25 protein-coding genes are annotated in these 23,043 nt (G+C 62.9%); 16 read left to right on the forward strand and 9 right to left on the reverse strand.

Features of this window, described 5'->3' with window-relative positions; genetic code table 11:
* The gene (locus C495_RS05200) at positions 1–720 is read right to left on the reverse strand and encodes a DUF547 domain-containing protein (RefSeq protein WP_008160672.1); all 720 of its coding nucleotides are present in this window, start codon (positions 718–720) and stop codon (positions 1–3) included.
* Between the two features lie 115 nt (positions 721–835).
* Between C495_RS05200 and C495_RS05205 the strand changes: the two genes are divergently transcribed.
* The 3 genes from C495_RS05205 to C495_RS05215 all read left to right on the forward strand — a co-directional run bounded on the left by C495_RS05205 (position 836) and on the right by C495_RS05215 (position 3,432).
* On the forward strand, positions 836–1,855 hold the full coding sequence (locus C495_RS05205; RefSeq protein ID WP_049890163.1) for an AI-2E family transporter: 1,020 nt from the start codon (positions 836–838) through the stop codon (positions 1,853–1,855).
* A gap of 67 nt (positions 1,856–1,922) precedes the next feature.
* Entirely contained in the window at positions 1,923–2,114 is a 192-nt protein-coding gene (locus C495_RS05210; RefSeq protein ID WP_008160676.1) for a hypothetical protein, read from the forward strand.
* A gap of 64 nt (positions 2,115–2,178) precedes the next feature.
* Positions 2,179–3,432 (forward strand): tRNA (N(6)-L-threonylcarbamoyladenosine(37)-C(2))-methylthiotransferase, encoded by a 1,254-nt coding sequence (locus tag C495_RS05215; protein ID WP_008160677.1) that lies wholly within the window; start codon positions 2,179–2,181, stop codon positions 3,430–3,432.
* Positions 3,433–3,704: 272 nt separating this feature from the next.
* On the opposite strand, the gene C495_RS05220 is transcribed toward C495_RS05215, so the two are convergent.
* Together C495_RS05220 and C495_RS05225 are read right to left on the reverse strand one after the other, a co-directional pair.
* Positions 3,705–4,340 (reverse strand): vitamin K epoxide reductase family protein, encoded by a 636-nt coding sequence (locus C495_RS05220; RefSeq protein WP_008160679.1) that lies wholly within the window; start codon positions 4,338–4,340, stop codon positions 3,705–3,707.
* Positions 4,341–4,755: 415 nt separating this feature from the next.
* Positions 4,756–5,295, reverse strand: coding sequence for an HIT family protein (locus tag C495_RS05225; RefSeq protein ID WP_008160681.1), 540 nt, complete (start codon positions 5,293–5,295; stop codon positions 4,756–4,758).
* A gap of 358 nt (positions 5,296–5,653) precedes the next feature.
* Between C495_RS05225 and C495_RS05230 the strand changes: the two genes are divergently transcribed.
* Positions 5,654–5,854: a DUF7835 family putative zinc beta-ribbon protein gene (locus C495_RS05230; protein ID WP_008160683.1), complete on the forward strand. Its 201-nt coding sequence runs from the start codon at positions 5,654–5,656 to the stop codon at positions 5,852–5,854.
* A 114-nt stretch (positions 5,855–5,968) separates the two neighbouring features.
* Here C495_RS05230 and map read toward each other — a convergent pair whose 3' ends face one another.
* Positions 5,969–6,865 (reverse strand): type II methionyl aminopeptidase, encoded by an 897-nt coding sequence (map, locus tag C495_RS05235; protein WP_008160686.1) that lies wholly within the window; start codon positions 6,863–6,865, stop codon positions 5,969–5,971.
* 613 nt (positions 6,866–7,478) lie between these two features.
* On the opposite strand from map, the gene C495_RS05240 reads away from it, so the two are divergent.
* The 4 genes from C495_RS05240 to C495_RS05255 all read left to right on the forward strand — a co-directional run bounded on the left by C495_RS05240 (position 7,479) and on the right by C495_RS05255 (position 10,577).
* The gene (locus C495_RS05240; RefSeq protein ID WP_008160687.1) at positions 7,479–7,736 is read left to right on the forward strand and encodes a hypothetical protein; all 258 of its coding nucleotides are present in this window, start codon (positions 7,479–7,481) and stop codon (positions 7,734–7,736) included.
* 319 nt (positions 7,737–8,055) lie between these two features.
* Complete coding sequence (gene icd, locus C495_RS05245; protein ID WP_008160688.1) at positions 8,056–9,318, forward strand: isocitrate dehydrogenase (NADP(+)); 1,263 nt, start codon at positions 8,056–8,058, stop codon at positions 9,316–9,318.
* Between the two features lie 200 nt (positions 9,319–9,518).
* The gene (locus tag C495_RS05250) at positions 9,519–10,061 is read left to right on the forward strand and encodes a hypothetical protein (protein ID WP_008160691.1); all 543 of its coding nucleotides are present in this window, start codon (positions 9,519–9,521) and stop codon (positions 10,059–10,061) included.
* Between the two features lie 84 nt (positions 10,062–10,145).
* A complete protein-coding gene (locus C495_RS05255; protein WP_008160692.1) occupies positions 10,146–10,577 on the forward strand; it encodes a GNAT family N-acetyltransferase in 432 nt (143 codons plus the stop codon).
* A 26-nt stretch (positions 10,578–10,603) separates the two neighbouring features.
* On the opposite strand, the gene C495_RS05260 is transcribed toward C495_RS05255, so the two are convergent.
* From C495_RS05260 to C495_RS05270, 3 genes are all read right to left on the reverse strand, one after another.
* Entirely contained in the window at positions 10,604–11,335 is a 732-nt protein-coding gene (locus C495_RS05260) for an SDR family NAD(P)-dependent oxidoreductase (protein WP_008160695.1), read from the reverse strand.
* A 71-nt stretch (positions 11,336–11,406) separates the two neighbouring features.
* Positions 11,407–12,774: an NRAMP family divalent metal transporter gene (locus tag C495_RS05265; protein ID WP_008160697.1), complete on the reverse strand. Its 1,368-nt coding sequence runs from the start codon at positions 12,772–12,774 to the stop codon at positions 11,407–11,409.
* An 81-nt stretch (positions 12,775–12,855) separates the two neighbouring features.
* The gene (locus C495_RS05270) at positions 12,856–13,200 is read right to left on the reverse strand and encodes a cupin domain-containing protein (RefSeq protein ID WP_008160699.1); all 345 of its coding nucleotides are present in this window, start codon (positions 13,198–13,200) and stop codon (positions 12,856–12,858) included.
* A gap of 114 nt (positions 13,201–13,314) precedes the next feature.
* Here C495_RS05270 and C495_RS05275 point away from each other — a divergent pair, with 114 nt between their 5' ends.
* Positions 13,315–13,839, forward strand: a complete 525-nt coding sequence (locus tag C495_RS05275) for a DUF5817 domain-containing protein (RefSeq protein WP_008160702.1) — start codon at positions 13,315–13,317, stop codon at positions 13,837–13,839.
* Positions 13,840–13,897: 58 nt separating this feature from the next.
* Positions 13,898–14,254, forward strand: a complete 357-nt coding sequence (locus C495_RS05280; RefSeq protein ID WP_008160704.1) for a hypothetical protein — start codon at positions 13,898–13,900, stop codon at positions 14,252–14,254.
* Between the two features lie 9 nt (positions 14,255–14,263).
* On the opposite strand, the gene hmgA is transcribed toward C495_RS05280, so the two are convergent.
* Both hmgA and C495_RS05290 read right to left on the reverse strand, forming a co-directional pair.
* Positions 14,264–15,490 carry a hydroxymethylglutaryl-CoA reductase (NADPH) gene (gene hmgA, locus C495_RS05285; RefSeq protein ID WP_008160705.1) on the reverse strand — a complete coding sequence of 409 codons (1,227 nt, stop codon included), beginning with the start codon at positions 15,488–15,490 and terminating at the stop codon, positions 14,264–14,266.
* 120 nt (positions 15,491–15,610) lie between these two features.
* Positions 15,611–15,997: a hypothetical protein gene (locus C495_RS05290; RefSeq protein WP_008160707.1), complete on the reverse strand. Its 387-nt coding sequence runs from the start codon at positions 15,995–15,997 to the stop codon at positions 15,611–15,613.
* A 257-nt stretch (positions 15,998–16,254) separates the two neighbouring features.
* On the opposite strand from C495_RS05290, the gene C495_RS05295 reads away from it, so the two are divergent.
* The 6 genes from C495_RS05295 (at position 16,255) to nadC (ending at position 22,850) form a co-directional block, all read left to right on the forward strand.
* Positions 16,255–17,037: an ABC transporter ATP-binding protein gene (locus C495_RS05295; RefSeq protein ID WP_008160709.1), complete on the forward strand. Its 783-nt coding sequence runs from the start codon at positions 16,255–16,257 to the stop codon at positions 17,035–17,037.
* On the forward strand, positions 17,034–18,257 hold the full coding sequence (locus C495_RS05300; RefSeq protein WP_008160710.1) for an ABC transporter permease: 1,224 nt from the start codon (positions 17,034–17,036) through the stop codon (positions 18,255–18,257). The genes C495_RS05295 and C495_RS05300 overlap by 4 nt, the downstream gene beginning before the upstream one ends.
* A 114-nt stretch (positions 18,258–18,371) precedes the next feature.
* Positions 18,372–19,133: a GIDE domain-containing protein gene (locus C495_RS05305; RefSeq protein WP_008160713.1), complete on the forward strand. Its 762-nt coding sequence runs from the start codon at positions 18,372–18,374 to the stop codon at positions 19,131–19,133.
* 213 nt (positions 19,134–19,346) lie between these two features.
* Positions 19,347–20,480 carry a quinolinate synthase NadA gene (gene nadA, locus C495_RS05310; RefSeq protein WP_008160715.1) on the forward strand — a complete coding sequence of 378 codons (1,134 nt, stop codon included), beginning with the start codon at positions 19,347–19,349 and terminating at the stop codon, positions 20,478–20,480.
* Positions 20,481–20,482: 2 nt separating this feature from the next.
* Positions 20,483–22,048, forward strand: coding sequence for an L-aspartate oxidase (locus C495_RS05315; RefSeq protein ID WP_008160717.1), 1,566 nt, complete (start codon positions 20,483–20,485; stop codon positions 22,046–22,048).
* Positions 22,038–22,850 (forward strand): carboxylating nicotinate-nucleotide diphosphorylase, encoded by an 813-nt coding sequence (gene nadC / locus C495_RS05320; protein WP_008160718.1) that lies wholly within the window; start codon positions 22,038–22,040, stop codon positions 22,848–22,850. The genes C495_RS05315 and nadC overlap by 11 nt, the downstream gene beginning before the upstream one ends.
* Positions 22,851–23,043: the final 193 nt, after the last annotated feature.

The following is a 23,043-nucleotide window of genomic DNA, read 5'->3' on the forward strand; positions in this document are numbered from 1 at the left end:
TCACGGCTCCCGGACGAACTCGACCGCCGGCGTCCGGGACATCGACTCGTACCGGAGCGATGGCGTCCGCCCGTCGGGGATCGCGTCGTGCTTCCTGAGGAACGCGACGATACCGCGTTTGCCACCGAAATCACCCCGATAGCGACGAAACAGCCGCGGCACGGTGGCGACGTTGCCGTCCGGATCGTACGTCACGTTTTCCTCGAGAAACCATTCGACGGCGATGTTCAGCTCCGTGTCGACGTCGGCCGGCGAGTAGACCGTCACTGGGGGGCAGTGATCGCCACCGTGACTCACCGCGAAGTGAATCCGTGGCTCACAGTCGTCCAGTCGGAACCGCCGTTCGAACGACGAGGGAAACAGCCGTGGAACGTAGCCACGTCCCAGCGGATGTTTCGACGATCGGAGCATGCCGTGCTCGATATCATTGAGACTCATCCGGACACCGCTCACCGGAATCCGATCACGGGTGCGAAATCGCCAGCGGTCTCGAATGCCGCCATCGAGGACCGATGGGTCGTCCTCCGAGAGCAACTGCACGTAGGCGTTGTAGCAGTTGAGCCAGAAGGCGAGTTTTCCCTCGCGGCTGGCGAGTGCGCGCCGTAGCCGTGCTCGCTCGAGCGTCGCGAGCCGGTCTTGCAGCCAGTCAGTATCACCCTCGGTCGTGACCGTATACAGCAGATCGGCCGAGAGGGAGAGGGGATCGAGCTGGGTCGGCATTCGTTCGGCTGTTAGTGAACCAGACTCATGAAGCCGTGTGACGAGTCGCGGTGACACTCTCATCGAGGGACACGTCTGGACCAGTTTTATCCGACACTTCGTGGAGGGAACCACTGTGAACCTGAGCAAAGGATATCTCTTGGCGCTCGTCCTCCTCTTTGCGTACCTCTCGTGGCAACTGGTGACGCCATTTCTGCAGTTCGTCCTCGGAGCCGTCCTCATCGCCTTCATCTGCTATCCGGTACAGACTCGACTCGAGGGCTACGTTTCGCCGACAGTTGCGGCGTTTACACTCGTCTTGCTTTCGGTTGTCGTCTTCATCGTTCCGTTCGTGCTAGTCGTCCTCGCCGTCGCCGACGACGCCACCGCACTCGTTCAGGAACTCGACCCCGAAACACTACAGGTCGCCGAGTTCGAGGCGTGGGTCGAAGACGAAACGGGGTTTGAGGTCGATCTGACGGCAACACTCGTCGACTCCGCAGAACAGATCGGAACTATCGTCCTCGAGCAGACGACGGCGTGGTTCAGTGTGGTTACGCACACCCTGATCGGGCTCGGGCTCGCACTGTTTTTGCTCTACTACCTGCTCAAGGATGGTGATGAGCTGATGGTGTGGCTCCGGGAAATAACGCCGCTTCCAGCGGATGTCCAGGACGATCTGTACGGCGAACTCGACGAGGTCATGTGGGCCGTCTTGGCCGGCCACGTCCTGATTGCGATCATCGAAGGCGTCATCGCCGGTCTGGGGCTGTTCGTCACCGGCATTCCAAACGCTGCCTTCTGGACGTTCATCATGGTTATTCTCTCACTGGTTCCGCTCATCGGCGCGTTTCTCGTCTGGGGGCCTGCCGTGGGCTATCTGCTGCTGACCGGCGAGCCGATTCTCGCACTCGGACTGGCGATCTACAGCGCGATCATCGTCGGTATTGCAGACGATTACCTGCGGCCGATTGTCGTCGACCGCTACGCCGAAATCAATCCGGCAGTCATCATTCTCGGCGTCCTCGGCGGGATCTACGCCTTCGGCATCATGGGGCTGTTCTTTGGCCCAGTGCTCCTTGGTGCCCTGCTCGCAACGCTCGATGTCGTCAACGACCACTACGAGCGCCTCGGCGACGAGACGGGGTCGTCGTGAGCGGTGTGGATGTGCCGGCGAAACTATATGTAGTGGAACATACACACGGACAGTGGGTGATCGTTCGATGGCTCTCTCTCGTGTCCAGTTGCTTCTGGTGATCGCGTTTCTGGTCGTCGTGCTCGTCGAACTGCGAACGGTGCTCGGGTTTTTCGGCATCGACCTCTCGGCGACGACGGCGGCAGTTGTCGGCGTCGTCATCATCGGCACGCTCGTGCTCTGGTCGCTGGCCTCGAGTGGAGATCGCTCGAACGAGTAAGCCCACTCGAGCGCCGGAATCCGTCGCGCTTTTGCCCGACGAGCGCGGAGAAGCGGATACGCGAATGGCCCGCTATCATATCGAAACCTACGGCTGTACGTCGAATCGCGGAGAGAGCCGTGAGATCGAGCGACGGCTCCGCGATGCGGGCCACTACCGGGTCGACGGGCCGGACGACGCCGACGTCGCCATTTTGAACACCTGTACCGTCGTCGAGAAGACCGAACGGAACATGCTCCGTCGGGCCGAGGAACTGGCCGACGAGACGGCCGATCTCTTCATTACGGGCTGTATGGCCCTCGCACAGGGCGAGGAGTTCGCGCAGGCAGATATCGACGGTCAGGTGCTCCACTGGGATGAGGTTCCCGAAGCCGTCACCAACGGCGAGTGTCCGACCACGACCCCCGACGCCGAGCCGATCCTTGACGGCGTCGTCGGCATTCTGCCCATCGCTCGCGGCTGTATGTCCGACTGTTCGTACTGTATTACCAAACACGCAACAGGCAAGATCGACTCGCCACCGATCGAAGAAAACGTCGCGAAAGCCCGCGCGCTGATCCACGCCGGTGCAAAGGAGATCCGCATTACAGGCCAAGACACTGGCGTCTACGGCTGGGACGAAGGCGAACGAAAGCTCCACCGGCTGCTCGAGCGAATCTGTGCCATCGAGGGCGACTTCCGCGTCCGCGTCGGGATGGCCAACCCGAAAGGCGTCCACGGCATCCGCGAGGAACTCGCTGCGGTGTTCGCCGAACACGACGAACTGTACGATTTCCTTCACGCGCCCGTGCAGTCGGGATCGAACGACGTCCTCGGGGATATGCGCCGCCAACATCAGGTCGATGAGTATCTCGAGGTCGTCGAGACGTTCGACGACGCTCTCGAGTACTGGACGCTCTCGACGGACTTCATCGTCGGCTTCCCGACGGAAACCGACCACGACCACGCCCAGTCGATGGCCCTCCTTCGGGAAACCCGCCCGGAGAAGATCAACGTCACCCGATTCTCCAAGCGACCGGGCACCGACGCTGCCGAGATGAAAGGACTGGGCGGGACGATCAAAAAGGAGCGCTCCAAGGAGATGAGCGCCGCGAAACGCGAGCTCGTCGCCGACGCCTACGCCGAGATGGTCGGCGAGACACGCGAAGACGTCCTCGTCGTTGAGGAGGGAACCGCCGACTCAGTCAAGTGTCGAGACTCGGCCTACCGACAGGTTATCGTTCAAAACGCAAGCGAACACGGCCTCGAGCCCGGCGATTTCGTCGACCTCGAGATCACGGCCCACGAGACGATGTACGCGTTCGGCAAGCCGATCTAGCGACTCGGTCTCAAGTGTTTTGGCGTCGGTTCCGACCTCGAGTGCATGATTCTGCCGTCGACGCACCTGCTCACCGAGTGGCGAGCTCGTCGACGGCATTTCAGCGGAGTGGGAAGAAACAGCCGACCGAGCAACAGCAGCCACAGCAAGCGGTCTTCGCTTCTCGAGTCGCACTCGAGCCACCGGGAGGTGTCCAGATCACTCGACAGTGACGATCAGTTTGGACGGCTCACCGGCTGAACAAGCGACGTGAACGACAGGAAGAAAGCGGCTTAGACGAACGGAACCGGGTCCGGAAGCGGCAGGAGCGTAACCATGAACAGGCCAGCGAGCGTGACCAGCCCGACGAGCACCGGGAAGACGATCAGCGGGAGGTTCGTCTTTCCGATCACGTCGCCGAGGTCACCGGCCATGTTCGAGAGCGACGGCGTCGTGCTCTTTCGCAGGATCACCAACTCGAGGGCGAACAGGATGATCGTCGCGCCCGCGGACACCATACAGAACGGGCAGATCTCACCGATGACGCCCAACTGGAGGTAGACGAAGTACGACGAGAACACCACACCACTGGCCGTGATCGGCGTCAGGATCTTGATGATCAAGGGGTGGCGCGTGTCGAACCACCAGAGGGAGAGCCCGATGGTTGTCAGGTAGTAGAATCCGCCCAGCGTCGCGAGCGGGATGCCGAAGACGTACGCCCACTGACTCGTGATGACTTCGATACTACCTTGCACTGGCGCGTCGGCGGGAATCGCCGGAATGGCGAAGAAATGGATCGCTGTGAGGGCAACAGTCACTAACCAGCCCATCACGGCGACAAGCGTGAAGACGCCGAATAGGACCGACACGCGTGGCGAGTACTCCCACTCGTAATCGAACGCCAGTGTTCTCGGGTTTTCAGTTGACATGCAATACTGGCTTGGCGGACCACTACCATAAGTATTGCGGTGACTTCCCAATTCTATACAATCAGAACAGGGCGAAGGCACTCAGTTGCGTTGAAAACGGATTAGACAGCGGATATCTGCCTACTTCGCGTCGAATATCAGAACCTCCCTCGACACAGCTCTCTCCACAGCCCAATCCGTATTGCGTTGAGAGAACAATATTATCATCGTGCACATCACAAACGAGCCCCCTTCGATCCGGGCTAGCGGCGATCGCGTCACCGGCTCTACCCAATCCACGCTCGAGTGGCCACGTCCTCGATGCCCCTCGACTCGACGACGCGCCGTCCGTTCGTGCGGTCTGTGGTCCCGAGTTCCAGAGACCGGGTCGGTAGTCGGCGGGCCGTGCCGACAGCAGCCCGTCTCACTGTAACCGTCACTCGAAGACGACGGCGCTGTTCTCGTCGGGGACGATGGCCCCGTCCTGTTCGGCGAACGCCTCGTGGACGAGGTCGTACGTTTCCTCGAGTGCCTCGACGATCACCGTGGTGTCACTGAGGACGGGCATGAAATTGGTGTCGCCTTGCCAGCGCGGGACGACGTGAGTGTGGAGGTGGTCTCCGATGGAGCCACCGGCCCCGTCACCGAGGTTCAAGCCGGCGTTGAACCCATCTGGTTCGAGGGCAACCTCGAGTGCGTCGAAGGTTCGCTGTTTCAAGCGGGCATGATCGAGCAGTTGGTCGTCGGTAAGCTCGCTGTAGTCGCCAGTGTGGGTTTGGGGGATCACCATCGTGTGGCCTGGGTTGTACGGATAGTTGTTCAGCATGACGAACGCGTGCTCGCTGCGTGCGACGAGGAGATTCTCCCTGTCTGTCTCCTGTTCGGGCAGTTCACAGAACACACAGTCGTCGATATCGGGGTTTTTGTCCGCTCGCCTGATCCACTCGATGCGCCACGGTGCGAACACCTGTTCCATACTGCCACCCACTCGAGGCGACGTATAGTACCCATTGAAACACCTCACAAGCACCCCTGAGAGCGGGCCGTTCCGTTCAGCGCCGGTACAAGCTCCGCTTGTACACAGCCGATCGATTACAAGCAACTAATGTGTCGTCTCGACTCGCCAAGTTGCGTGCTCGTTCTCGAGCGATCGAGTCTGCGGTTGTCCCGTTCCTCGCTCGCTGAACCGTTCAAACGTTTGAGAGTGGTCTATGAACAGTCTTGGCCGACCTAAGGCCGTAATATAGTAGATGTAATTACGTCTTTCGATCCGTTCGTGTCAGTCCACGAAATGAAACAGGGATTTAAGACTACACTACGGAATTGTTCCGATAATGGCAACGACAGACAACTCCGTCAATGGGATGACCGAGCACTGCGACGACTGCGATCTCGACACGCTTCACGAGGTGTCCGTCCAGATTCGAACTGAAAGTCTCAAAGAAGAGAACGCGCAGTTCTCCCGTGAGCCCTACCGTGTGGCTGAATGTCAACGGTGTGGTAACCGAACGAGTCAGCGGATGAACAACGCCTAGGGCTTCACTCGACTGTTGGTCCACCGGACTCGCTTGCCCTCGTTGCCCGGTCTCCCGATGTGACTCGAGTCACAGCCGTCGACGCTCGAAGATGTGCCGATCGCTGCCGCTGCGCTACTGTGTCGTTACTTCACAGCCGTCTTCGGTGAGGATGATCGTGTGTTCTTTCTGGCTGACGAGATAGCCATCGTCCTCTTTGAGCACGGGATAGCCGTGGACGATGTTGTTTCGCTTGAGCCGACGCAGCGCCATCTCCGCGCGATCGGTCTCGAGCCAGCGTGTCGCAAACGGCAGCGTGCGGAACTCCTCGGTGATCTGTTCTAAGGCCTTGCGGGCCTGTCGATCACGAACGGACCCCTCACGCTGGAGCGAGAAAATCTCCTCGCTTGCGCCTTCGGTGACCTTGCCGCCGCCGTCGGTCGCGAACGGCTCGATGGCAACGACGTCGCCGACCTCGAGCGTCGTGCCTTGCGAGACGGCACGGTTCGGGATGTTCGGGCTGGTGTGTTGTTCCCAGTGGCCCAGTCCGTGGCCAGTGAGGTTGACCACGGGGTTGAAGCCGTAGCCGTCGATGACGTCCTCAATTTCGGCCCCGATGTCGCTGGTGTTGATGCCGGGTTCGATGATATCAATCGCCGCCTCGAGGGCCTGTTCGGATGCTTCGGCCAACTCCGGATTCCCTGAGAGATCGACGGTGATCGCTGTGTCGGCGAGCCAGCCGTCGACGTGGACGCCGATATCGAGGTTGATCATCTCCTCGCCGAACGTCGAGTCGTCGTCGATGGATGGCGTCGCATGGGCCGCTTCCTCGTCGATCGAGATGTTGACCGGGAAAGCGGGCTTTGCGCCGAGTTCGCGGATGCGATCTTCGGCGTACTCAGCGATCTCGAGGTGGCTCGCGCCGACCTCGACGCGCTCGGCGGTCTCTTCGCGAACCTGTGCGAGGATCTCGCCGGCTTCGCGGTGTTTTTCGTACTTCTCGGATGTCAGATCCACCTCTGATTCGGCCATGCACCGGGGTTGTACCGGTCGACAAAAAGAGGTTCCGCCTCCAACTGGGATCGCTGCGGGTGACACGATTGCCCGAAGACGTACCGAGTGGCGTGCGAACGGCCGTCGAAACGGACGATAGTGTCACACACCTGTCTGAAACAGTCACCGGCGTTTTATCGCTCGCGCAAGTCAGAGTATCCGGCGTGAGAGACGCCACGTTCGGGCGGGCACGGCTGAGACGGGCTGCTGTCCCGAGTACGGGCGGCGGGTCTGAACTCGGCGGGCCGTGACGACAGCAGTCCGTCTGACCCGGCGAGGGACCCAGCAGATGGACTCCGTCGGCCTCGAGGTGGGTCCACCCTGTCGGCCACAGTCCCGGTCGACGGCTCGTCTTTTACCCACCTCGTTCGTGGTGTCGCTCGAGCGATGAGCCGACTCTCGCGCATGCGCGAAACGAAAAATTAGTATCGGAAATGCGAACGAGCGCGATCGATTGACGGCCCGTGTGTTGTGTTCGCGACCCGATATCGGTTGCAGACCTCCGTTCGGGGTGGCGACGAACCGTTGGGTTAGAACGGTGCTGGCGAAATTCCGCAGACTTACCACACCGGCCTGTGTACCTCCGACGACGATGACACCGGTTGCCCTGCTTGCAGTCTTCTGTGCGGTGATGGCAGCGATCGCGATCGGGCGACTGGTCGTCGATGAACAACCAGAGTACGTCGATATCGGTACGACGTTCGTTGTCGTCGGCATCACGGTGTTGGCCACGCTTTGGGTGTTCCTCGAGGAGCGTCTCCTCTCCCCAGTCGGCTGGCTACTGCTGGCGGTCGTCGGCGGGTGTGCCATCGTTGTTGGCGTCGCGGTGATTGCTCTGTACTGGGAGTAGGCGGCTACACCGAACGGTATCCGCTGGTGTGACTCTCATCCCTCCGGTTCTCGTCACGACTGCCGCTGGCGCGGGTTTTACACGATTGTTCCATAAACTCCTGATTCGCGGGGATGAAATTGAAAGACAAATCTATATTCGGATATTGGAAGACAAACGTCCAATTTCACTAAATCCGAGTTTCGCTCGTCTCGGTCAGCAAAACCCCGTAAACACATCACGTAGCACGTATAACTCGGTTTTGTATCGCCCCAACTTTTGCCGCCCCTAGATGGAAAAGGTAGACCTTTTACCTCCGTCGAAGAACCGTACAAATGAGATGAGCTACGACAAGATCGAAGTCCCTGAAGACGGGGAGAAGATCACGCTGAAAGACGGTTCCGAAACCGAACTCGAGGTCCCTGACAACCCGATCATCCCGATTCTCTACGGTGACGGTGTCGGAAGCGACGTCGGTCCCGCCGCACAGAGTGTGCTCGAGGCCGCCGCCGAGGCGACCGGTCGTGAGATCAACTGGATGCGCGTCTACGCCGGCGAGTCCGCCCGCGAAAAGTACGGCGAGAACCTGCCTGACGAGACCGTCGAAGCGATCAAAGAACACCGCGTCGCAATCAAAGGTCCGCTGACGACGCCCGTCGGCGCTGGCTTCCGTTCGCTGAACGTCGGCCTGCGCAAACTGCTCGATCTCTATGCGAACGTTCGACCAACCTATCACTTAGACGGTGTCCCATCGCCGGTCAAAAACCCTGGTGAGATGGACATGGTCACCTTCCGTGAGAACACCGAAGACGTCTACGCCGGCATCGAGTGGGAAGCCGGCTCCGACGAAGTCCAGCAGGTCAAGGAGTTCGTCGAAGACGAGATGGGCGCAACGGGCGTCATCCACGACGGTCCCGTCGGTATCGGCGTCAAACCGATCACCGAGTTCGGAACGAAGCGACTCGTCCGCGAGGCAATCGACTACGCCCTCGAGAACGACCGTGACTCCGTGACCCTCGTCCACAAGGGGAACATCATGAAGTTCACCGAGGGTCAGTTCCGCGACTGGGGCTACGAGGTCGCCAACGAGGAGTACGGTGACGAGGTCATCACCGAGGACACGCTTTGGGAGGAACGAGACGGCGAAGCGCCAGACGACGCCGTCGTCGTCAACGACCGCATCGCGGACAACATGCTCCAGCAGATCCTCACCCGAACCGACGAGTACGACGTCGTCGCGACGATGAACCTGAACGGGGACTACATGTCCGACGCCTGTGGTGCCCAGATCGGTGGCCTCGGCATCGCCCCCGGTGGCAACTTCGGTGAGGGCCTGATGCTCGCCGAACCCGTCCACGGTTCCGCGCCAAAGTACGAGGGTCAGGACAAGGTCAACCCGACCGCCATGATCCTCTCGGGTCGCATGATGCTCGAGTACATGGGCTGGAACGACGCTGCAGACCTCGTTCGTGATGCTGTCGAGGAGACCATCTCCTCCGGAAAGGTCACCTACGACCTCGAACGCCAGCTCGAGGACGCCGAGAAACTCGCCACCAGCGAGTTCGCCGAGGAAGTCGTCGACAACATCGAAAAGCTCGCATAAACGAGCTTTTCGTCCTCTGGCGGCGCAGCCGCCAGAACATCGAGAAACTGGCATAAGCCAGTTTTCGAGCGGTCGTTTCTCTTTCCTGCATTTTTCTGGACCAGCGAACTGGGACAGCGCTTGCTCCCCCATCGCAAACGAACCTACAGGCCTCGAGTCCAACCAGTAGCTTTTCGACGCGCTGTCCATGCGTCTCACGTATGGAGTCACCCGATCCGGAAACGCTGTGCGAGCGCGAGGATATCGAGTGTGAAACCGAGACGCGGTCCGTCACGCGCGGTGAACTCGAGGCGGCACGCGATCTCGAGACCCACGTGACAGTTGGCGTCGTCAACGACGGCGGCGACGTGTTGGTGAGCAACGACGGGAGCCGCGGCTGGACCCTGCCGGCTGCGCCCGTCGGCCACGACGACCACTGGACAGCGACTGCCAGTCGGGTCGCCGAGGCGGTCACCGGCGTCGACGTCACGCTCGACACGCCAGTTCGCATCCGTCGCATCGAGTTTCGCACCGACAGCGGCCAGACGCACACGACGTACAACATCGTCGTTCGGACGGCACCGGTCTCCGGACAGCCAGTCGGCGACGAGCCGATCAGTATCGCAGCGAACGAGGGGGCCGTCGGCGGGGCCGACGAACCGACCACTCCACGGCCGACACCCGAGGACCGGCTCTGGATCGATCGTGTCCCCGACAGTCAGGCGGACGGGATCGAAGCCGACGTTCGGGCGGTGCTCGAGTGAGGCGACGATCCACGCTCCAGCGTGTGGGAGTCGACCGATACCGGGTCGTAACGCTCTCGGTGTGCTCGCACGTAGCCACCCGCAATGGCTGAGGTACACGTTGTCGGCTCCGAGACGGAACGGGCGGACGCCTTTGCGGTCCGACAGACCGTGTTCGTCGAGGAACAGGGCGTCGACGAGACCCTCGAGTACGACGAGCACGAGGACGAAGCGACCCATTTCGTCGCCTACGACGGCGACGAACCGATCGGGGCCGCCCGACTGCGGGAACCCAAACCGGGGCTCGGAAAGGTCGAACGCGTGGCGGTACTCGAGTCATGCCGCGAGTCGGGAGTTGGCCGCGAGTTGATGGTCGCCGTCGAAGCCCGCGCGCTCGAGCAGGGCTTGACATCGCTCAAACTCCACTCACAGACTCGCGCCGCCGAGTTCTACCGCGGGTTGGGGTACGAACAGTACGGCGAGGCGTTCATGGAAGCCGACATTCCCCACGTGAAGATGCGAAAATCGCTCGAGTGACGTGGCAGCCGACTCGACTCGCGCACTCAGCCGAGGCGTTGTTCCCACTCCTGGGCCGTCATCGACTCGCCGGTGACGCCGTCGGGCCCCTGTGCGGCCAGTAAAACCGCTGCGTCGTTCATCACGTCGGGCTGGAGGATCTCTTCACGTTCGGCTGCCGGGAGATGGGCCCAGATGTCGGTGTTGACTCGCCCGCCCGGATCGAGTCCGTTGACGGTGACGCCATAGGGCTCGCTCTCGAGGGCGGTCGCCCGGGTGAGTCCCTCGAGTCCCCACTTCGAGCTCACGTACGCGGCTGCGCCGGGGATCGCACGCCGACCGAGTCCGGAGGAGATGTTGATGATGGTCCCGTGGCCCTGTTCGTACAGCTGGGGGACGGCCGCACGGGTGAACAGGAAGACGCCTTTGAGGTTGACCTCGAGGACCCTGTCCCACTCGTCTTCGGTGATATCTCCGAGTTCGTCGTGATCGTCCTTGTGAAGTAGGCTCACACCCGCGTTGTTGACGAGGGTGTCGAGTCGGCCGAACCGCTCGAGCGTTCGGTCGATCACCCGTTCGACGTCGTCGCTGTCGCGGACGTCCGCCGGCACGACGAGTGAGTCGCCCGGCAACTCGGCAGCGACGGTTTCGAGCCGTTCGGAATCGCGTGCAGTGAGCACGACCCGTGCACCGTCCTCGACGAAGCGTTCGGCCATTGCCCGTCCCAGTCCGCGGCTTGCGCCCGTGACGACGATCACGTCATCCTCGAGTGCTGTCATTGAGTGGTGGTTGGTGCCATGGCTCTTGAACCTTCGTTCGACGGAACGACCGGTGCGGGGCCAGACGGCTGTCAGTCGGCACCGAGTCGGTCCCGTCCGTACTTGCCGACGAGGCCGACGATTGCGAGCGCCATCGCGCCCGCGAAGGCGACGACGAACGCCGACATCGGCTCCGTGACCGTCTCGAGTTCCTCGAGGACGAACTCGCCCGCGAGGACGGTCGCGATGAGAAACAGCACGATGCCGCCGAGATTCGCGAGGTGGGAGTTCGTCTCGGGGACGACGTCGGGATCGTTCAGCAAGTAGAGGATCACCGCGAGCGCGAAGGGGGTGCCGACGAGGCCAAAGGCGAGCACGAGCACGAGCAGTTGAAAGAACGCGCCCTCGAGAAACGCGCCGCCGGCCGAGGCGAGGGCGACGACGACGAGGGCGGCCCGGTACCGCGAATCGTCGACAGACTGCTCCCAGCCGAGTTTGTCGGCGACGAGATACGGCGGCACGATCGTGTTCCCGCCGAGCGTCGAGACGGCGGCGCCCCAGAGACCGGCGAGGAACAGCCAAGTCGCGTACTCGCCGGCGACGGGGCCGAGCGCTTCGGCGGCCTGAATCTCGTTGATCGTCGCGGGGTCGACACCAGCGGCGGGGAGGACACTCGCCGCAACGAGGAAGATCGCGAGACTGTAGATCCCGAAGGCGACGAGCATCGAACTCACGACGTCGATGGTGGCGAGATCTCGATCACCGTCTGTCCAGCCACGCGCGCGCATCGTGTAGCTTTGCATCGTCAGGAGCGTGATATGGACTGCGCCACCGAGGACGCCTGCGGCGACGACGGCACCGCCGACACCGGCTGGCATTTCGGGGGCCAGCCCGGAGACGGCCGCAGCCGGATCGATCGGGACGACGAACGCCGACGCGACGAACGTGAGGACGACCAGCGAGACGAGCACTTTCGCACCGAGTTCGGCGAACCGATAGCCACCACCCGCCAGCCCAAGCGCGAGGATCACCGCCCAGGTGAGTCCCCACAGTCGGGGGTCAGCCAGTGCAGCGATGCCGATGCCCGCGCTTCCAACGATCGTCGCGCTCACATCGGCAAGCGTTTTCATAATCACAAGCTGGGCAAGCCCCGCAGCCAACACGACGTCGACGACGAGCACCCAGGCCCAAAACGAGCCGAGATGGTCTTCGACGACGGCGACGATTCCCGCCTCGGTGAGCAGTCCCAGCCGCATCGCGAGATACTGGCCGACGGTGCCGAGGATCGCCGAAAGGATGACGACCCACAGCAGTGCGTAGCCAAAACTCGCTCCGGCGACGAGCAGGCTGACCATCGTCGCCGGTCCCGCCGCAATCGCGCCGGCCAGCCACGTCGGCCCTAATCGGCTGAACACCCTTCCGAACGCAGTTCGCTCCTGTGATCGTGTCTCCGTTGCCATCGTGCTCCCTTGACGATGAGATGGTATAACAGCATGGTATTACTCGCTACTAGCCTCTCGAGCGGAGCTGCCTCGAGTGCGTTAGTCGTTGTCCTGCCAACTCGGCTGTTCCCGTGGCGGACTGAAGATGTCGACGCCGCGGACCGTCTCCTCGCCGCGGTTCTCGGCCGCGTGGGGTTGGTCGCCCGGGATCGCGTACGAATCTCCCGACCCGCAGACGACCTCCTCACCGTCCGAGCGGAAGACGAGTTCACCCTCGTAGATGAACCCTGTCTGCTCGTGGGGGTGGCTGTGTTCGTCGACGACCGCGCCGGGTTCGATCTCGAAGTGTTGGACGTTCATGTCCTCAGCGCCGGCCAGCAGCGCCAAGTGGACGCCGTCGGCGGCTTCGGACGGTTCACAGTCGGACAGTGACACGCGTTCCATACGACTCGAGAGGACGCGCTGGCGCATAATACCGGGTGTCGGCGGGACGGGCAACCGTTTCAGTTTCACCACGCGTGGCGAAGGTTGAACTAGCAGCCGCGATCATCTCGAGGTATGTACGCTGTCGTCGGCTGTAGCGAGTGTTCGAACCTCTGGATCATCGAGGGTCGCTCGGAGACGACCCAGTGTCCCCGCTGTGGCTCCCGGCGGGCCTTCGAGAAACGCAAGAAGTTCGTCGAGACCGAGGACGCAGGCCACGCCCGCGACGTGCGCGCATCGATGCTTGCGAGCCGGCAGGGCGAGGGCGAGGCGTTTGCCAAACTGGACTCCTACGACGCTCTCGAGGACGAGGTGGCCGACGGTGTCATCGACGACGCGGAGTATCTCGAGGCATCCGGACTCGACGTCGACGCGGTCACAGCGGCCGGTGATCGTGATCCGCGCGGACCGACACGCAGCGGGAGCAAAAAGGAGATCGTCGAAGCGGCGCTCGAGGACCTCGAGCGACCGACAGCAGACGAGGTGGTCGACTACGCCAGCGAGCGCGGCGTCTCGGCGGGGGACGTCGAAACCGTACTCGAAAAACTCACGAGACGTGGTGTGGTCAGCGAGAGTCGTGGCCGTTACCGACTGCTCTAAGGAGTCGAAGCGGTGTCGAACGGCAGGATTTTCCACCACGGGCCGCAATGAGTGGCAAATGGACGAGACGGTGGACGCACAGGGGACGGCGATCGGTGTCGGCACGCTCCTTGCGCTTGGCTTGTTCGCGTACGGTCGGTACATCAACGAGACGGTGCTGGGACTCGATGCCGCGTCGCTGGCGATCGGTGCGTTCGGCGCGACCTTCGCTGCGGTTTCGCTGCTCCACGGCGCGTACGGTCGCCGGGACTTCGCCATCGCTCACGGGGTCGCCGCCCTCGGCCTGTTCCTCGTCGCGCCGGCCTCGAGCGGGGAGCAAACTCTCGGGGGCTATCTGTTGCTCGTCGCTGGCGGGGCCTACATCGCCGTCGTCACGATTCGGACTCGAAACGCTGACCGCGAGGTCGCCGGATAGGGGTTCCAACTACCGGCCGAGGTCTTCGTGGGCGCTTGCCAGATGCCGGGAGGCCAGCGCCGCGAGCAAGGAGAGTTCGCCTGCAAGCGCGCCGACGGCGATGATCTCGGCCAGCGCGTCGGCGTTCGACCCGGCTGGCTCGCCGCCGCCACGGAGGCCGAGGACCTCGAGCGCTTCGGCCTGGGTCGGCAGCTTCGTTCCGCCACCGACGGTGCCGACCTCGAGGGAGGCAAGCGAGACGCTGGCATACAGGTCGGTGGTGCCGTCCTCGCGCTCGCGGGCGTCCATGGTCGTGATCGTGTTCGCGGCTTCGACGACCTGCGCTTCGTCTTGGCCGGTCGCGAGGAAGGCGGCCGCAACGACGTTGGCCGCGTGGGCGTTGAAGCCGAGACTACCGGCTTTGGCGCTGCCGGTGAGGTTTTTGCGTGTGTTCGCCTCGGCGATGGCGTCGGCGGTCGTGTGCAGTCGCTGCTCGACGAGTTCGCCGGGGATCAGGACATCGGCCGTGACGGAGCGTCCGCGGCCCTCGACGGCGTTGATGGCGGCGGGTTTTTTGTCCGAACAGAGATTTCCCGAGAGCGCGACGAGCGACGCGGGCGTCTCCGACTCGACGATCTCACAGGCTTCGCCGGTCGCGATGGTAGCCATGTTCATCCCCATCGCGTCTTTCGTGTCGTAGGCGAATCGAAGGTAGACGGAGTCGCCGACGACGTACGGTTCGATATCGATCAGTTCGCCGTGGCTCGTCGTCGACTCGGCAGCCTCGAGCAGCGTCTCGAAATTGTCGGTGACCCACTCGACCGTCTCGGCGGCTTCTGCGACGCCGGCGACCCGAAACACCGGGGCGCGGGTCATCCCGTTTTTCGTCACTCGAGCGTCGGCGCCGCCGGCGGTGTCAATCACGCTGAGGCCACGGTTGACCGACGCGAGCAACGCACCCTCGGTCGTCGCCAGCGGGAGATAGTGCTCGCCGTCCGCTGCGCCGCCATCGACGGCGACCGGGCCGACGACGCCCATCGGGATCTGGGCTGCACCGATCATATTCTCGATGTTCGGCTCCGCGGCCTCGGCGGGGAACGTGTAGTCGCCGATCGTCTCGAGGTCGGTGTCGGTCTCGCGTTCGATCAACAGCCGACGGGCCGCAGCAGCCGTGTCGGCATCCGTGTGGTCCTCGAGTTCGTGAAGCCGAATCTCGCCCTCGCGCACCCGTTCGACGAGGTCCTCGGGGTCTGTCATGGGTTGGCCAAGACAGCGGCCGGTCGTAAGGATTGCTGATTCCACTCGTCTCATCTCGCTTCTCGAGTGCTGACGCTGTCGGCTCGCTCGAAACCGCGAACTGTCGAGGGCTGGACGGACTTAGGAGGCGTTCGTCGGGGACTCCTCGCTCGAGGCGCGGTACTCGATGAGGAGTTCGTAACAGACGAGTCCGAAGACGGCACACGCGCCGATGGTGGTGATCAGCAGGGAGCGGCCACCGTCTGCGGTGCCAGCGAACGCGAGCGCTAAGACGGCCGTGGCGACGGCGGCGAACTGCACGCGAGTGCGAGGTGGGACGTCGTCGTCGGTCGCGGCGAGATACAGCTGTGGTGCGGCGATGGCGACCCCGGCAAACAGGAGAAACGACAGGATCGGATACTCTCGAAGGACGATTCCGTACTGGAGTTCGACGATGATCGACCCGGCGAGGGCGAGCACGAACAACAGGAGCGAGCCGAAGACGATGCGGCTGTTGCGATCGATCATACGGAGGCGTCCACACGAGACGTGGTCAAGCTTGTGCACAGATGCAGTTTCAGAGGGCGCGGCCACTTGTCGGCCGCCGTCCCCTTGCCATTGGCTCGGACTGTCTGTCACTCGAGACAGTACCTGTAACTGTTAACTGCCCAACCAGAGTAGCGAATGCTAACACNCCGTCCCCTTGCCATTGGCTCGGACTGTCTGTCACTCGAGACAGTACCTGTAACTGTTAACTGCCCAACCAGAGTAGCGAATGCTAACACATGACATTAAATGGCGAACCGACTACGGCAGCGGTCACCGCAGCGAACGTCCGCCGAACGTACCGGCTTGCCGAGCCGGTGCATGCAGTCGACGGCATTTCGCTGTCACTTGGTGACGGGTCGTTTACCGCGGTCATGGGACCGAGCGGGTCGGGGAAAAGCACCTTGATGAACCTGATCGGCTGTCTAGACACGCCGACTGCGGGGCGCGTTACGGTCAGTGGCGAAGCGATCGGCGCACTTTCCGACGCCGAGCGAGCACGGCTCCGGGGCACCGAGATCGGATTCGTCTTCCAGACGTTCAACCTCATGCCGCGGCTGACTGCCGCCGAGAACGTCACCCTGCCGCTGGTCTTTCACGACGCTGTCGAGGCGAGTCGACACGAACGGGCCGAACAGTTACTCGAGCGCGTCGGCCTCGGCGACCGACTCGAGCACACGCCGAGTGAGCTCTCGGGCGGCCAGCGCCAGCGGGTTGCCATCGCTCGGGCGCTCGCAAACGATCCGACGCTCGTGTTAGCCGACGAGCCGACGGGGAACCTCGATACGGAAACGGGTGCCGAGGTTATGGACCTGTTTGCCGAACTCAACCGTGCGGGGACGACGATACTGCTGGTTTCCCACGAACGACAGGTCGCGGAGTACGCCGATCATATCGTCCACCTCGTCGACGGCTACCTCGAGGAGATCGAACATCTCGGTGCACCTCGAGACGTGGCGGTCGGTCACCAAGCACTCACTGCGACACAGCCGTCCGACGAGGAGGTGCAAACGGACCCATGAATCTCCGGGAGAGTCTGCGAATCAGTTGGCGTTCGATCCGTTCGCATAAGCTTCGGTCGACGCTGACGACGATTGGCGTTATCATCGGTATCGCTGCTGTGATCACGTTCATGGTACTCGGTGGCGGGTTCACAGAGAGCGTCGTCGGTGATATCGAAGCCGAACAGGAGCCAGTGATGACCGTCCAGACCCAGACAGAGCCGGAGGCGGGTGTCGGCATCATGCTCGTCGAGACGCCGATCTACACGGAACGCGATGTCGAGGCGCTCGAGGCGATCGACGACGTCGAGTTCGTCGCCCCGGACGGCTCGCTCGAACTCGCTCAGACGGATCTCGGCGACGAGCAGGTAACCGGCGTGATCGGCGCACAGGCGACGACGGCTGATCGGTTCGAGCATTCGACGTTCGTCGAGGGAGAGCCGTTCGAAGGGGAGGACGAAGCCGTGATCAACGAACAGACCAGCCAGCTGTTCGACGACAACGTCTCGGCTGGCGATGAGCTCTCGCTGACGTTCGAAGACGGTGAGACGGCAGACGTCACAGTCAGCGGTGTCGTCGAGGCCGAACTCGGTGAACAGACGCCGCCACAGCTGTTCGTGCCCGTCGACTCCTACTACACGACGACAGTCGAGACGCCACGTGGCGAAGAAACACGGGCGTATCCATCGCTGGTGGTCGGCACCGAACGCATCGACGACGTCGATCCGGCCCAGGAGGCAGTTACCGAGTACCTCGAGGACGACTCCGATGCAGCCGAGTTGAAACAGGACGACCACGAGATGCAGGCCCAGACCGTCGAGGATACGATCGAGCAGTTCACCGATATCGTCGATCAGCTGACGGTGTTCATCGGTGCCGTCGCCGCGATCGCGCTCGTGGTCGGTTCGATCGGGATCGCCAACATCATGATCGTCAGCGTCACCGAACGAACCCGCCAGATCGGGATCATGAAAGCCGTCGGGGCGACCAAACGCGACGTGATGCAGCTGTTTCTCGTCGAGTCAGTCATCCTCGGCGTGATCGGTTCGATCGTCGGCGTCGCCGCCGGGCTCGGTGCTGGCTACCTCGGCGTGTGGCTGCTCGAGTGGCCGATGGCGTACCCGCTCGACTGGGTCGTCATCGCGATCGTCGTCGGCATCGGTGTGGGTGTCGTCTCCGGACTCTATCCCGCCTGGCGGGGTGCCCGTGTCGACCCAATCGAAGCGCTACGCCACGAGTAGTGCCGTCGGAAGGTCGGCAGCCAACGCCGACCAACACGTCGCTGTCGTGTTCCTCTCGAGCGACGAATGTTCGAGAATCAACAGTATTACCAGCTGGAATCTAATCGTCAACCGATGATCGGACCACTGCTCGTCCTCGCCGGACTCGGCGCGATCGGCGTTGGCTGCTGGAAGCTCCGGCCAGCCTATCACGTGTATCGCGGCGACACCGACGACGTCGTCACGATTGAACACGCCACGGGCCCCGTCGAACTCGAGGGCACCGCGAGCATTGTTGATGGAACCGTGGCGGCACCGCTGACCAAGCGTGATTGTCTCGCTTACGAGTACGAGGTCGAAGAGTACCAGTCCAGCGGCAAGAACTCGTCGTGGAACACGGTCGAGACGGGGTCCGACGCGGTCCGGTTCCGACTCGAGGACGAGACGGCGAGCGTCCAGGTCGATCCCGACGGGGCCACGCTGGCGCTGAAGACGGCAACTACGGTCGAGGTCGACGGCGGCGAACCCGAACCGGACCCTATCAAGGAGTTCCTCGAGACCGAGTCGGATCTCGAGTCGGAGAACACCGCGCTCGATCTCCGCGTCGTCGAACTCGTGACCGGCAACGACCGACGGTATCACGAACGGCGACTCGAGGCGGGTGACGACGGCTACGTCCTCGGCCAGTCGCGGTACGATATCGACGCGCGAGAGACCATGCGAGACGTGAGTGCAGTGATCGAAGACGGGCCGGAGACGCCGGCGTTCGTCGTCTCTGACTCCCCGCAGGACGGCGCAGCACGACTCCTCGTCAAACCCGTCCTTCCGTGGCTGGCTGGGGGGCTCGTCGTTGCTCTCCTTGGCGGCTGGCTGGCTACACCGTCGGGGCTCTTCTAGCGTTTAACCGAGGACTCAAGCGAAAACCGCGGCCAGTGCGATGGGTCTGCCATCGGTTCGGTTAGGACACGAAAACCTGTTGTCGAAACAGACCAATAGCGCTAGCACTTTCTATTGGCGTACCAGTCGGTGGTTATCACCCATAATCAGATACCGAAGGAAAAAGTTATTCAATAGCATCTTGTGATGTCTAGCAACCACAGGTGACGTGATATGGTAAAAATGGAAACGGCAGAGCTGGAAACCGATCTAAGTTTGTTCAAATACGACTCCCTCGAGCAGTTGCCGCCCCAGTATCGGGACCTCGAGACGTCCGAACGAACCGAACGCATCGAGGCGGCACTCGAGGAACTCGGCGACGACGTCGTGATCCTCGGCCACAACTATCAGCGCCAAGAAATCGTCGAACACGCCGACTTCATCGGTGACTCCTACCAGCTCTCGAAGGAGGCTGCCAACGCGGACGCCGAGTACGTGATCTTCGGTGGGGTGACGTTCATGGCCGAGAGCGCGGACATTATCACCGACGACGACCAGACGGTGATCCTCCCGAGTATGGAAGCCTCCTGTCCGATGGCAGGGATGGCCGAAGCGCTGCAGGTCGACGCTGCATGGGCCGAGATCACGGCCGCAACACCCCACGAGACCATCATTCCGATCACGTACATGAACTCCTATGCGGATCTGAAGGCGTTCTGTGCGAGCCAGGGTGGACTCGTCTGTACCTCCTCGAACGCCCACAAGGCCTTCGAGTACGCCTTCGAGAAGGGTGATAAAGTCCTGTTCTTGCCCGACAAACACCTCGGGGAGAACACCGCCCACAGACTGGGGATGGAAGACGCAATCGCCGAGTGGGACCCGTGGGACCCCGAGGGCAAGGATGCCGCAGCGGTCGCCGAGAGCGACATCATCCTCTGGGATGGCTACTGTCAGGTCCACGAACGGTTCACGACCGACCACATCGAGCAGGTTCGAGATTCGAACCCGGACGCACAGGTCATCGTCCACCCCGAATGTCGGCGCGAAGTCGTCGAAGCCGCCGACAAAGCCGGCTCGACAGCCGAAATCTGTCGCACCGTCGAGGAGGCCGACCCCGGCGACACGTGGGCGATCGGCACCGAGATCCACCTCACCGAGCATCTCCAGCGCTGGCATCCGGACGTGAACGTCCTCCCGTTGTGTGGGGACGCCTGTATGGACTGCAACGCGATGCGCCAGATCGACCCCAACTACCTCACGTGGGTACTCGAGGAACTCGTTGCGGGCCGCGAGCGCAACGTGATCGACGTCGCCCCCGAGGAGAAAGAACTGGCCGGACTCGCCCTCGAGCGAATGCTCGAGATCTAACCATGACTGAGACACCAGACCACGACACGACGGACGTACTGATCGTCGGCTCCGGCATCGCCGGCTGTGCGGCAACACTCGCGGCGGCGCGGGCGGGCGCTGATGTCTGCCTCGTGACGAAAGCGCAGCGGCCGGACGACGCGAGCACCGACTGGGCCCAAGGCGGGATCTCGACCACCCGCGGCGATCCCGAGAGCCTGAAAGCCGACATGCTGGCGGCCAGCGACGACACTGCAGACGAGGACGCGATCGACGTCCTCCTTGAGGAGGCCGACGACGCCATCGAGGACGTGTTGCTCGAGACCCTCGAGATCGAGTTCGACGAGGGCGACGACGGGTTCGACTACACTCGCGAGGCCGGCCACTCGAGTCGGCGGATTCTCCACGTCGACGCGATGACGGGCACGCACATCCTCCGGCCGTTTCTCAACTACCTCGACGACCACGAGCGCGTCGAGATTCGACAGGACACGGCAGCCCTCGACCTCATCACTCACGAGGGACGGATCCACGGCGTGCTGACCGACGAGGCGGCCGACGGTCACCCGATCTTCGCCGGCGCGACGATCCTCGCAACGGGTGGGATCGGCGAACTGTACTCCCGATCGACGAACCCCGCCGATGCGACGGGCGACGGGATCGCTATGGCTGCGCTGGCCGGAGCCGAGGTGGCCGACCTCGAGTACGTCCAGTTCCATCCGACCGCGTACGCCGGTTGCGAGGCACAACGAGACTCGAGGCAGAGCGGCGGAGCCACAGAGCAGGACGATCCGTTTTTGCTCTCCGAGGCGCTGCGCGGCGAAGGCGCGGTGTTGCGAAACGGCGAGGGCGATCGGTTCATGGCCGACTACCACCCCGACGCCGAACTCGCACCGCGGGACGTCGTCGCCCGCGCCGTCGCCCACGAACGCGAAGCGACCGGCGAGGTCGTCTTGGACGTGCGCACGCTCGAGGGCGAGTTCGAATCCGAATTCCCCGCGATCGCACGGATGTGTCGCGACCGAGGTGTCAAGGGCGCAGAAATCCCCGTCGCGCCCTGTGAACACTTCCTCTGTGGCGGAATCGACGTCGACGCGTTCGGACGAACCTCGCTCGACCGACTCTACGCCGTCGGCGAGTGTTCACGGACCGGCGTTCACGGCGCGAACCGACTAGCGAGTACAAGCCTGCTCGAGGGACTCGTCTGGGGGCTGCGTGCTGGCGCGGATGCAACGGGTCACGAGCCCGCCGTCGTCGAGGTACCCGACCTTCGTAACAGCGACCCAGACCTGCCTGAACGCTTTGCCACCGAGAAGGCCATCCGACTCAAGCAGACGATGGATGCGTCGCTGGGCCTCGAGCGCGACCCGGACGAAATCGCCCGCGCGAGCGCCGTTCTCCGGCGGCTCAAAGGCGAACTCGACGCCTACATTCGCACGCGGACGGCTCGCGAACTGTACGAACTTCGGCACGCCTGTGTCACCGCCTTGCTGATCGCACGGGCAGCGAGCGAGAACCCCGATTCGAAAGGCTGTCACTACGTCGTTGCCGACTCGAGTGAGACGGTCGACCACACCCATGCTTACTGACACACAGATCGAAGACTGGCTCCGGGAGGACCTCGGCCACCACGACGTTACCAACGAGGTGCCGGGTGAGACGGATGGCCGACTCGTCGCGAACGAATCCGGCGTCGTGGCGGGCCTCGAGGCCGCGCGGGCGGTCTTCGACTATCTCGACGTCGACGTGGTCGACGCGCTCGAGGACGGCACCGCCGTCGAACCGGGCGACAACCTCCTCCGCGTCGAGGGACCAGCCCGCGGCGTGCTCCGTGGCGAACGCGTTGCAGTGAATCTCGTCGGTCACGCAGCCGGCATCGCGACCGCCACCCACGAGGCCGTCGAGGCGGCCCGCACCGAATCCGACGACGTTCGGATCGCCGCCACGCGGAAGACGACGCCCGGCCTGCGCGGCCTCGAGAAACGCGCCGTCGTCGCGGGTGGCGGCGACACCCACCGGCTGGACCTCTCGCATATGGTGATGGTGAAAGACAATCATATCGCCGAACTGGGCCTCGAGGACGCGATTTCTCACTTCCGTGAGCGCGTTTCCTTCACGACGAAACTCGAGGTCGAGGTCGAAACCGTCGACGACGCCCCGCGGGCGGCCGCAGCGGGAGCGGACATCGTCCTGCTCGACAACATGGCTCCCGACGACGTCGCGGCGGCTGTCGGCGCACTCGAAGACCACGACGTCCTCGCGGAGGCCAGTGGTGGGATCACTCTCGAGGCCGTCCCGGACTACGCCGCAACGGGCGTCGACGTGATCTCGATGGGAGCACTCACGCATTCGGCACCGTCGCTCGATCTTTCGTTTCGGACGGGTGCGTGAGGCAAGGATTGGGACTCGAGTCAACAGTGCGAGGGTTCTGATTCAAACCTAGATGCCGCAGTCGCCGCTCACGGTCGTTCGAGTTGGGAGGCGAGAGCTGGGATTTGAACCACGCCCAGACGGTCCGGGTCACTCGCTTCGCTCGTTTCCCGGGCTGCGACTGGTCTGATTCAAATCCAGATGCTGCAGTTGC

It is taken from the genome of Natronorubrum sulfidifaciens JCM 14089 (assembly GCF_000337735.1).
Taxonomy (GTDB): Archaea; Halobacteriota; Halobacteria; order Halobacteriales; family Natrialbaceae; genus Natronorubrum; species Natronorubrum sulfidifaciens.

What these genes read in the sequence shown, in the direction of transcription:
- C495_RS05200 (WP_008160672.1), bottom strand. Translation starts at nt 720, where the DNA reads ATGCCGACCCAGCTCGATCCCCTCTCCCTCTCGGCCGATCTGCTGTAT.
- C495_RS05210 (WP_008160676.1), top strand. Translation starts at nt 1,923, where the DNA reads ATGGCTCTCTCTCGTGTCCAGTTGCTTCTGGTGATCGCGTTTCTGGTC.
- C495_RS05215 (WP_008160677.1), top strand. Translation starts at nt 2,179, where the DNA reads ATGGCCCGCTATCATATCGAAACCTACGGCTGTACGTCGAATCGCGGA.
- C495_RS05220 (WP_008160679.1), bottom strand. Translation starts at nt 4,340, where the DNA reads ATGTCAACTGAAAACCCGAGAACACTGGCGTTCGATTACGAGTGGGAG.
- C495_RS05225 (WP_008160681.1), bottom strand. Translation starts at nt 5,295, where the DNA reads ATGGAACAGGTGTTCGCACCGTGGCGCATCGAGTGGATCAGGCGAGCG.
- C495_RS05230 (WP_008160683.1), top strand. Translation starts at nt 5,654, where the DNA reads ATGGCAACGACAGACAACTCCGTCAATGGGATGACCGAGCACTGCGAC.
- map (WP_008160686.1), bottom strand. Translation starts at nt 6,865, where the DNA reads ATGGCCGAATCAGAGGTGGATCTGACATCCGAGAAGTACGAAAAACAC.
- C495_RS05240 (WP_008160687.1), top strand. Translation starts at nt 7,479, where the DNA reads ATGACACCGGTTGCCCTGCTTGCAGTCTTCTGTGCGGTGATGGCAGCG.
- icd (WP_008160688.1), top strand. Translation starts at nt 8,056, where the DNA reads ATGAGCTACGACAAGATCGAAGTCCCTGAAGACGGGGAGAAGATCACG.
- C495_RS05250 (WP_008160691.1), top strand. Translation starts at nt 9,519, where the DNA reads ATGGAGTCACCCGATCCGGAAACGCTGTGCGAGCGCGAGGATATCGAG.
- C495_RS05255 (WP_008160692.1), top strand. Translation starts at nt 10,146, where the DNA reads ATGGCTGAGGTACACGTTGTCGGCTCCGAGACGGAACGGGCGGACGCC.
- C495_RS05260 (WP_008160695.1), bottom strand. Translation starts at nt 11,335, where the DNA reads ATGACAGCACTCGAGGATGACGTGATCGTCGTCACGGGCGCAAGCCGC.
- C495_RS05265 (WP_008160697.1), bottom strand. Translation starts at nt 12,774, where the DNA reads ATGGCAACGGAGACACGATCACAGGAGCGAACTGCGTTCGGAAGGGTG.
- C495_RS05270 (WP_008160699.1), bottom strand. Translation starts at nt 13,200, where the DNA reads ATGGAACGCGTGTCACTGTCCGACTGTGAACCGTCCGAAGCCGCCGAC.
- C495_RS05275 (WP_008160702.1), top strand. Translation starts at nt 13,315, where the DNA reads ATGTACGCTGTCGTCGGCTGTAGCGAGTGTTCGAACCTCTGGATCATC.
- C495_RS05280 (WP_008160704.1), top strand. Translation starts at nt 13,898, where the DNA reads ATGGACGAGACGGTGGACGCACAGGGGACGGCGATCGGTGTCGGCACG.
- hmgA (WP_008160705.1), bottom strand. Translation starts at nt 15,490, where the DNA reads ATGACAGACCCCGAGGACCTCGTCGAACGGGTGCGCGAGGGCGAGATT.
- C495_RS05290 (WP_008160707.1), bottom strand. Translation starts at nt 15,997, where the DNA reads ATGATCGATCGCAACAGCCGCATCGTCTTCGGCTCGCTCCTGTTGTTC.
- C495_RS05295 (WP_008160709.1), top strand. Translation starts at nt 16,255, where the DNA reads ATGACATTAAATGGCGAACCGACTACGGCAGCGGTCACCGCAGCGAAC.
- C495_RS05300 (WP_008160710.1), top strand. Translation starts at nt 17,034, where the DNA reads ATGAATCTCCGGGAGAGTCTGCGAATCAGTTGGCGTTCGATCCGTTCG.
- C495_RS05305 (WP_008160713.1), top strand. Translation starts at nt 18,372, where the DNA reads ATGATCGGACCACTGCTCGTCCTCGCCGGACTCGGCGCGATCGGCGTT.
- nadA (WP_008160715.1), top strand. Translation starts at nt 19,347, where the DNA reads ATGGTAAAAATGGAAACGGCAGAGCTGGAAACCGATCTAAGTTTGTTC.
- C495_RS05315 (WP_008160717.1), top strand. Translation starts at nt 20,483, where the DNA reads ATGACTGAGACACCAGACCACGACACGACGGACGTACTGATCGTCGGC.
- nadC (WP_008160718.1), top strand. Translation starts at nt 22,038, where the DNA reads ATGCTTACTGACACACAGATCGAAGACTGGCTCCGGGAGGACCTCGGC.